Source organism: Sphingobium sp. AS12, assembly GCF_019097845.1.
Lineage (GTDB): Bacteria > Pseudomonadota > Alphaproteobacteria > Sphingomonadales > Sphingomonadaceae > Sphingobium.
The window spans coordinates 22,447-28,788 of sequence record NZ_JAHRGM010000029.1 but is presented as its reverse complement, the minus strand read 5'-3'; the positions used below and the strand labels follow the sequence as shown (position 1 = coordinate 28,788).

Genomic DNA, 6,342 nt, shown 5'->3' with positions numbered 1-6,342 from the left:
GAAACGGACGGACCCGCTCCCACTGCTCGTCGCTTAATCCGTGTCGATCCAAGATGGCGCTCCCTTCGCCAGTCTTGAATCCGATCTGCGCGGAAAAGGGAATCCCCTAATTGTCCACAGGCCTTAGGCGATACCATGGTCGTTGAGGCCTATGACCTGTTGATGGGCGATACCACCCTCGACTTCGTCAAAGGCGAGCATGTCGTCATCTATGGCGGCGGCGAAACAGGATGCGAGGCAGCGGAATTTGTCGCGGCGACGGGCGCTACCGTTACGCTCGTTTCCCGATCCCGTGCCGACCAGCTCGCCCGATCGGCCGAAGCCGTATATCGCATTAATCTTATCGGCCGGTTGAACCATCATGCACGCATCACGGTGCTGGAACGCCACCATGTCACGGCCGTTGGCGAAGGTATGGTCGAAGTTAGTGGCGAAAGCCGCGCGCCGTATTCGATCGCGGCGAGTCGGCTTCTATTGGCGCAAGGCCGCGATTCCGACGATGACCTCCTGGCTCCGCTATTGCGCGCGGGCATCGCCTGCCACGTTATCGGCGACAGTCGAAAAGGCGGGCGGATCGGGGACGCGGTGCGCGACGGGTACGAGGCGATGCGCGCGATCGTCGCACGGTACGGGACCGTTCAGCCTGCACTTTGCTGAGTTGACCCGGATGAATGGGTTGGAATGATCCGCCAAGTCGGATAAAGAGATACTTCTATCTAGGAGCAAGCTGATGACTGAACAGACGCAGGAACCTGCGGCCGACGCGCATAAGACGGCGACCCGTCTTCATATGGCATCGCTAGCAGGTGAGGATCTGGTGACGTGGCGCATGGCCGAAGTGGAAAACCGCGGCAATCCGGACGACCGGAACCTGCAAAGCGAGTTTCCCATGGGCTGGTACAATATCTGCTACGCCGATGAACTCGCCGTCGGTCAACTGAAGCCTGTCCGCTATTTCGCCCAGGATCTGGCACTGTGGCGCGGCGAGGATGGCAAGGCGCGCGTAACTGGCGCCTATTGCGCCCACTATGGCGCCAACATGGCGGTCGGCGGTGTCGTCCATGGCAATCTGCTGGAATGTCCTTTCCACGCCTGGCGATGGGACGGTGATGGTTCGTGCAAAGAAATCCCGTACTCACACGCCATCCCGCCACAGGCCAAGCGCCCTGGCTGCATTCCCGGCTGGCCGGTCGTAGAAGCCAATGGCATGATTTTGGTCTGGTACCATTCGGAAGGCGCGCCACCCCAGTGGGAGCCCATGATCTTCCCCGAGGTCGGGCAGGACGGCTGGACGGGATTCCGGAAGTATCAGTGGCACGTCTATACCGCTCTGGAGAATATGGCCGACAATGCCGTGGACATCAGCCACTTCAAATATGTGCATGGCGCAACGACCGTGCCCGAATATGAATTCGCATTTGACGGCATTTCGCGCAAAATCACGTCCTTCCTGAAGTTGCAGACCCCGCGTGGCATCATCGACGGCAAGATCGAATCGCTTACCTATGGCCCTGGACAGGGTTTCGTCCGTTTCTCCGGCCTGACCGATACGATCCTCGTCACCGGCACCGCGCCCGTAGAACGCGACAAGACGCACAGTTGCTTCGCCTTCACTCAGCCTCTTGCTGAAGTAGAAGGACCGCGCGCCGGGCTTGCCAAGGCGCTGATCAAGGACATTGTGCGGCAGTTTGACCAGGATAAGGTCATCCTCGACAAGCATCGCCGCGTCGAGCCGCCGCTGGTGTGCTTGGGTGATGGACCGTTCGGTCGTAACCGCGTTTATTATAGTCAGTTCTACGCTAAAAAGCAGCCGCCCCATGTGAAGGACGTCGCCTGATCGACAGTCGTCCACGACCGGATCGACGTCCAAGGCCGGGTCGCTCGAAAGAGCGACCCGGCCTTGTTTCGTAGCAATTTATGCTCGCCTGCGTAGATGACAACAGGCATGGTCAGAGCGATATGATGTCGCCTTCAGGCGGCACAAGCAGCATCGGCCTTACGGCTCGAAAGGATCATGTCCGCCGCCTTTTCCGCAATCATGATGACCGGTGCATTGGTGTTCCCCGAAACCAGCCGCGGCATGATCGACGCATCGACGACGCGCAGGCCTTCCACGCCGCGCACACGCAGTTCCAGATCGACCACAGACGCTGGATCTGCACCCATGCGGCAGGTGCCGACGGGGTGATGCACCGTGGTTCCGGTCCGGCGTACATGATTGAGCAGATCCTCGTCGGTTTGCGCCTGATCGCCGGGAAATATCTCTGTCATGATGTGGCGCGCCAGCGGCGGCTGTTCTGCAATCCTGCGCACCAACCGGATGCTCTCGATCTGCGCCGCACGGTCTGCGGCGGACGTCAGGAAATTCGGCACGATTGCCGGGGCTGCCGTTGGATCAGCCGACCTGACATGGACATGCCCCCGTGATTCTGGCCGCAGATGACAGGGCGCAAAGGTCAGACCCGGATGGTCGTCCGCCACCATCTTGCCGGACATCAGATCGGGCTTCATCGTTGCTGGCGTGCAATGCATCTGGATATCAGGGGTCGCGACATCGGGCCGCGAACGGGCAAACAGCAGCAATTGCGAGGAGGACTGCGCCAGCAGCCCGTCGCGCGTGACGGCATAGCGCAGCGCCTGCCCCAACAGACCAAAGCCGCGCGTCTGTTCGTTAATCGACTTGGTGCCCGGCTTCAGCCGGAAGCTGAGCGCTGTCATATAATGATCCTGCAAATTCTCACCGACGGCTGGCAGATCAACGACGGGATCGATAGAGTGATCACGCAACCGCGACGCGTCGCCGATACCGCTCAACTCCAGCAGTTGCGGCGAATTGATTGCGCCACCGCACAGGATGACTTCGGCATGGGCTATCGCCTCGGCCGGCGCGCCGTCCAGGCTGAACGCCACGCCGGTCGCGCGCCGGTTCGATATGATCACCTTTTCAACCAGTGCACAAGTCAGCACGTGCAGATTGGACCGTCCTTCCGCCGGGCGCAGGAAGGCAGCGGCAGTCGAATGACGCAGGCCCCGGCGCATCGTCACCTGGCTCCAAGCCACCCCTTCCTGGCTGGGTCCGTTTACGTCATCAATATGCGGCAGGCCGATCATTTCCGCCGCCGCGATGACGTCATGACTGATCGGCCGCGGATTGCGGCTGCGCGTCACGCTGAGCAGGCCGCCGACAGCGCGCAGATCGTCCGCGCCATTCTCGCTGTTCTGCGAACGCTTGAAATAGGGCAGCACATCATCCCAGCCCCAGCCAGTACAGCCCATCTGCCGCCACAGGTCGTAGTCCTCGCGCTGGCCCCGGACGTAAAGCATTGCGTTGATGGACGAACAGCCACCAAGCACCCGACCGCGTGGCAAAGCATGGCGGCGGTTGCCGGTTTCCGCATCCGGCTCGGTTTCGTAGGGCCAGGTGATCTGGGGGTTCTTCATCGTCTTGGCGAAGCCGACCGGCACCTGGATCAACAGATTTGACGCGAACTGGCGCCAGTTGCGATGGGGTCGGTCATCACCGCCAGCCTCCAGCAACAAAACGCGGACAGTTGGGTCAGCGCTCAACCGGTTAGCAAGCACGCAGCCTGCGCTGCCTGCCCCGACGATGACATAATCGGCCTCGAACGTCTGCATATATATTCCCTCCTTCAAGCCGCTTGCCGTGGTGCCTGCTGCCGACCCCGCACCAGACGGCCGGGCAGGCGATCGGTCGCATTGCCGTCGCGATAAGTGACCTGCCCCGCCACCAGAGTCGCGCGATAGCCCTGCGCACGCTGCAACAGACGGCGCCCGCCGGCCGGCAGATCGCGAACAACTTCTGGTGCAAACAGGCGGACGGCGGAGAGATCGATGATATTGACATCCGCCTTGTAACCCGGCGCTAACAGCCCGCGGTCGAGCAGTCCCACCACTTCGGCCGGTTTGCGTGCCAATTCCCGCACCGCCTGTTCAATTGGCAAGCGGCCATGCGCGCGATCCCGCACCCAGTGCGACAATATGGTCGATGGGTAGCTGGCGTCACAGATCAATCCATAATGGGCCCCGCCATCGCCCAATCCCAGCACGGTGCGGGGATGGCCGATCAGTTCTGCGAGCGTATCGAGCGACCCGTCCTGATAATTGCCCATCGCCACCAGCAACATCGCCTGACCGTCAAGCTCCAACAGCGCGTCATAGACAAGTGCCTCGGGCGATATGCCGGCGCGCGCGGCCTGGGCAGCGATCGACTGGTCGGCGGACGGTTCATAGTCGGGCGTCTGTGCGATCGGGAAGGTCCGCTCGAAATTGCGGGTCTGGCGCGCCAATGGGAAACGGCTGTGGTCGGGCTGCTCAGCCAGGAGGCGGGCGCGCAGGTCGGGATCACGCATCCGGGCGACACGGTCGGCCAGTGGCAGGTCGGCGACTTCGCCATAGGATGGGCAGAAGCTGAAGGGGTTCCAGGACAGGTCCAGCCCCATCACCATGCCAATTGGGCGCGGGAATATTTGACCGCTAAGGTTCAGTCCTTCACTTGCATAGCGATCGAGAGGATCGCGCAGGATCGACGATGATGCACCGGTGGTGCCCGTAAATGTGACTGGCACCCCCGTGCGCCGCGCGACATCGGCCAGCAGGGACAATTCGCTTTCCACGTCGCCAGCGCCGAAATCCGGCACGACCTGGAGAAGTCCGCCCCCGGCTTGCGCCATCGCATCGGCCAGGACGCACAATTCTTCGCGCTCCGCGCCATAGCTAGGGATCAGTTCCCCCTCAGACGTGCGATGGTAGGAGAGACGCGACGTAGCGCAACCCAGCGCGCCGGCCTGCATCGCCTGCACCACGAGCACGCGCATCTGCGCAAGATCCTCAGCGGTCGCTGGCTCGCGCCGGACGCCGCGCTCGCCCATGACGAACACGCGCAACGGCGAATGGGGCAGATAGGCGGCAACATCGATATCATGGTCTCGCCCATCCACAGCATCGAGATATTCGCCGAAACTCTCCCAATTCCAGTCAAGGCCATCAGCCATGACCGCGCCGGGAATATCCTCAACCCCTTCCATCACCGCGATCAGGCGATCCTGATCCTCCGACCGACAGGGCGCGAATCCGACACCGCAATTACCCACCACCACCGTTGTCACGCCGTGGACCGATGATGGCTGCAGGCGCTCGGCCCAGATGGCCTGGCCATCATAATGGGTATGGATGTCGACGAAACCCGGTGTCACATGACATCCGGTCGCATCGATTTGCTCGGCGTTCGCGCCGTCCACGCCGCTTAGGTCGCCGACCGCCAGGATGAGGCCGTTGGCGATCGCCACATCGGCGCGGCGCGGCGCGGTGCCACTGCCGTCCACCAAAGTCCCGCCCCGGATGACGATATCGGCCTTCTCCACCGGCATTCTCCTCAGTTCCAGAAGTCGATTTTCAGAGTGCCGCTTTGAGCCGCGCTACGATGAAGGCGCGGGAATCCTGTGCGCTCTTGAGCATTTCCATGCCAGCAAAGCCGTGGAAGGCCGCATAATCGCGATATTCGACCGGAACGCCTGCCGCTTCGAGCCTGCGGGCATAATCTATGCCTTCGTCGCGCAGCGGATCGAAACTTGCCGTAACGATCGTCGCGGGCGGCAGACCCGACAAATCGCTCGCGCGGCCTGGTGCGGCATAGCTGTCGCTGAATGCGTTCTCGTCACCGAGATATTGCCGCCAGAACCAGCGCATCGCCTCGGTCGTCAGATAATAATCGTTTGCATTTTGTTTGTAGGAAGCGGTCGTGAAGTCATTGTTGATGACCGGGTAGATCATCAGTTGATGCGCAATTTTCGGCCCTCCTGTGTCGCGCGCCCATTGCGCGAGCGCGGCGGCAAATGCACCACCCGCACTGTCGCCCCCCACGGCGATGCGGGTTGGGTCGATGCCTTCCGCCGCCGCTGCGTCCGACGCCGCCCAGATCAGGGCATCGCACGCATCGTTGAAGCCGGCGGGATAAGGGTGTTCGGGTGCGAGCCGGTAATCGACTGATAGCACCGCACAGCCGGTTTCCTGCGCAAGGCGGCGGCAAAAGGCATCGTGTGTGTCAATGTTGCAGATGACAAAACCGCCGCCGTGCATGTAAATCAGCACAGGGCGCAGTGCCGCATCGGCACCATCAATATAGAGGCGCACGGTGACCGGCCCGTCCTGCCCGACAATCTCGAAGGTTTCCACCCGATCGACAGCGACGAAATCCTTTTCGCGCATCGCGAGTTTGGCCATCTGCTCCGCGCGATAGTCGGCCGCGACCGCATCAGGCGTCGGCAGCGGCGCCAGCGTCTTGAGCGCTTCCATCAATTGCTGCGCATCGGCATCCATCAGCAT

5 protein-coding genes are annotated in these 6,342 nt (G+C 61.8%); 2 read left to right on the top strand and 3 right to left on the bottom strand.

Annotation, left to right across the window (positions count from 1 at the left end; translation table 11 throughout):
• Window positions 1-135 precede the first annotated feature (135 nt).
• Window positions 136-657, top strand: coding sequence for an FAD-dependent oxidoreductase (locus KRZ98_RS12580; protein ID WP_254798313.1), 522 nt, complete (start codon window positions 136-138; stop codon window positions 655-657).
• Window positions 658-730: 73 nt separating this feature from the next.
• On the top strand, window positions 731-1,837 hold the full coding sequence (locus KRZ98_RS12575) for a Rieske 2Fe-2S domain-containing protein (RefSeq protein ID WP_217673862.1): 1,107 nt from the start codon (window positions 731-733) through the stop codon (window positions 1,835-1,837).
• A 134-nt stretch (window positions 1,838-1,971) separates the two neighbouring features.
• Here KRZ98_RS12575 and KRZ98_RS12570 read toward each other — a convergent pair whose 3' ends face one another.
• From KRZ98_RS12570 to KRZ98_RS12560, 3 genes are read right to left on the bottom strand one after another with little or no spacing between them, the layout of a single operon-like run.
• Window positions 1,972-3,636 (bottom strand): GMC family oxidoreductase, encoded by a 1,665-nt coding sequence (locus KRZ98_RS12570; RefSeq protein WP_217673861.1) that lies wholly within the window; start codon window positions 3,634-3,636, stop codon window positions 1,972-1,974.
• Window positions 3,637-3,650: 14 nt separating this feature from the next.
• Window positions 3,651-5,381 carry an amidohydrolase family protein gene (locus tag KRZ98_RS12565; protein WP_368389820.1) on the bottom strand — a complete coding sequence of 577 codons (1,731 nt, stop codon included), beginning with the start codon at window positions 5,379-5,381 and terminating at the stop codon, window positions 3,651-3,653.
• A 31-nt stretch (window positions 5,382-5,412) separates the two neighbouring features.
• Complete coding sequence (locus tag KRZ98_RS12560) at window positions 5,413-6,342, bottom strand: alpha/beta hydrolase (protein ID WP_217673859.1); 930 nt, start codon at window positions 6,340-6,342, stop codon at window positions 5,413-5,415.